Annotated in this window: 2 protein-coding genes; both read right to left on the bottom strand. The window is 34.0% G+C overall.

The window, feature by feature from the left end:
- Window positions 1-801 (bottom strand): EcsC family protein (locus HU235_RS06425; protein ID WP_174879674.1); only part of this gene is annotated, 801 nt, incomplete at its 3' end.
- 305 nt (window positions 802-1,106) lie between these two features.
- On the bottom strand, window positions 1,107-2,294 hold the full coding sequence (locus HU235_RS06420; protein WP_174879673.1) for an acetate kinase: 1,188 nt from the start codon (window positions 2,292-2,294) through the stop codon (window positions 1,107-1,109).
- Window positions 2,295-2,763: the final 469 nt, after the last annotated feature.

Below are 2,763 nucleotides of genomic sequence, written 5' to 3'. Positions count from 1 at the left end.
ATAATATATATTTGAAAAGTTTGTTACTTGTCGAGTTAAACGATAATTCATACCTGCTCCAATCATCATACTTATTAACGGCACACCTGATATTATTTTTTCCTTCAATAAAGCAATGACTGATAATTTAACAATTTGCTTTAAAAGAAATTCAACATCATAATTATTTGCAAGGTTTTCTTCCCCTTCATAAAAATAAGCTTGAGCTGCTCCTATATGTATTTCATTTTTCAATTCACTCCACCCTACAGATTGGAGATGTTTTGGCATAAGGGATGCATGGAAAACTTTAAGTGATGTCATCATTTCATATGGTGTATTGATTTCATATCCATAGCTCATCGCTATTAATTGAACAGCTCGAAGATTTATGAGGATTTGTGCAGGAATGTCTACCCCTGAAAGTAAGATTCCACCCGTACCAGTCATTCCACCTTGTATAAGCGAATAAATACGATGTTTAGATGTTTGGAGATTTGCTAAATAATGCAGCTGATCAATCGAAAGACTTTGTAAATCCTTTAGTTGATAAATATCCTCTCCTAACGTTTTCGCAGTTAATAGAATTTGATTTCTTGCTTCTTGCTGACCATAAGACCCTTGGATAATTGAATGTAAATGGAAGAAGCACTTATCAAACTTACTAAAGAGGATTCTTTTTACAGAAACTGGTAATTCATTCATTTTTTTATTTATCCATTTATGCAAAGTTCGCTCAACATCTGTACGAATATCTTTTTGTAACTCTTGCTCCCATTTCTCAATTTCTGCTAATAATAATTTTTCGCTTCCACTCATCATATTCAGCTTCTCCTTATTATCGATATGAATGATTTTTTTAGGTGCGTACAAAGAGCAACATTGATTTTTTGCTTTGTTTTTATCATAACATAATGAGGAGTTTCCTTTAGTGGTAGAATTTTGCTCCAAAAAGAAATATTTCGATTTATAGTGAGGTTTTCTTAGGTGGTTTAAATAAAAAGAGGGCGACTCAAAACCAAAGGTTAGCCCCCCTCAAACACAATATACCGACTAATAGTTAGTCTATGTATTGTGTGTAAGTTGGAGGAGTCAGACCCTTTTGAATCACCCTCTTTCACTATTTATTAATGTGTTAGACGAACAACATCTCTTGCAATCATAACCTCTTCATTCGTAGGTATAACGATAACTTTTACAGGTGAGTGTGGGTAACTAATAAACGTTTCCTCTCCTCTTACTTTATTTAGAGAAGGATCCCAATATACTCCCATGAACTCTAGGCCTTTTAATACTCGTTCACGAATCTCAGAACTGTTTTCTCCGATTCCTGCAGTGAAGATGATCGCATCAACGCCAGACATTCTTGCTGCATAAGAACCAATATATTTATGAATTCGGCTAGCAAAGACTTCTAAAGCAATTTTAGCTCGCTCATTTCCTTCACTTGCCGCTTGAATATTGTCACGTAAATCACTTGAAATACCTGACATACCTAAAATTCCACTCTCTTTATTTAATACATTTAATACTTCGTCAACATTTTTACCAGTTTTCTCCATGATATATGGAATCAGCGCTGGGTCAATATTTCCTGAGCGTGTTCCCATTGCAACCCCAGCAAGTGGTGTAAAGCCCATTGACGTATCAATTGATTTACCACCTTCAATAGCCGCAATACTTGCCCCGTTACCTAAGTGACAAGAAATTAAACGAAGATGTTCAATTGGTCTTCCTAATAATTCTGCTGCACGTTGTGATACATACTTATGTGATGTGCCGTGGAAGCCATATTTTCGAATGCCGAACTTTTTATAATAATCATATGGGAGACTATATAGAAAAGATTGCTCAGGCATCGTTTGATGAAACGCCGTATCGAACACTGCAACCGCCTGTACATTAGGTAATACTTCTTTAAAAGCCTTAATCCCAACAATATTTGCTGGATTATGAAGTGGTGCTAGCTCAGATAAGTCCTCAATTTGTTTCAATGTTTCATCCGTAATAATTGCCGAATCATTAAATATTTCTCCACCATGTACGACACGATGTCCAATACCTTCGATTTCATCTAATGATTGAATAATTCTTAAATCCGTTAATTTTGAAAGTAAGATTTTTACTGCGACTGCATGGTCAGGAATATCAGTTACTTCCGTTTGTTTCTCATCATTTACTGAAATTGTAAAGATTGAATCTGAAATTCCAATTCTTTCAACTAACCCTTTTGTTACAACTTTTTCACTTGGCATATCAAAAAGTTGAAATTTTAATGATGAACTACCAGCATTAATTGCAATTACTTTTGCCATTATGGTTACTCTCCTTTTTTCTATCGCACTATGGACGTGTTCAGATGATCAAGACAGATGTTGTCGGAAGAGTTAATCTGAAGGCGAATAAAGTCAATTACTAATTAGTTCCGATTCATATTCCCTTCAGTATTTTTCTTCCTCACTGCACTTTTTATGAAAGAAGCTTCTTCATACCGTTATCCATTTTCATATATATTCTGTAAAAAGCTCCCGATTATTATCCATCTTTTTCATTTAAACACTGACAATTCAACATTTCAAGGTGTAGTTAAGAGTGCAATCGTTTACAGTTAAAAGTCTAATAATTCTTATAATTCGACCGCGATTATTAATCGTTTTCAAAGGGTTATTTTTATAAATTTGGTATTTTTTGTTTTTTGTTCTATCGAGGAAATATGAAAAAAGCCCTTCACTTTTGTGAAAGACTTTTTTTATAGATTTATTTATTTTCTTTAAACCATTCGTC

The sequence above is a fragment of the Metabacillus niabensis genome (assembly GCF_902829255.1).
GTDB lineage: Bacteria > Bacillota > Bacilli > Bacillales > Bacillaceae > Metabacillus > Metabacillus niabensis.
The sequence above is the reverse complement of the archived record's forward strand: the minus strand, read 5'-3'. Positions and strand labels throughout refer to the sequence as shown.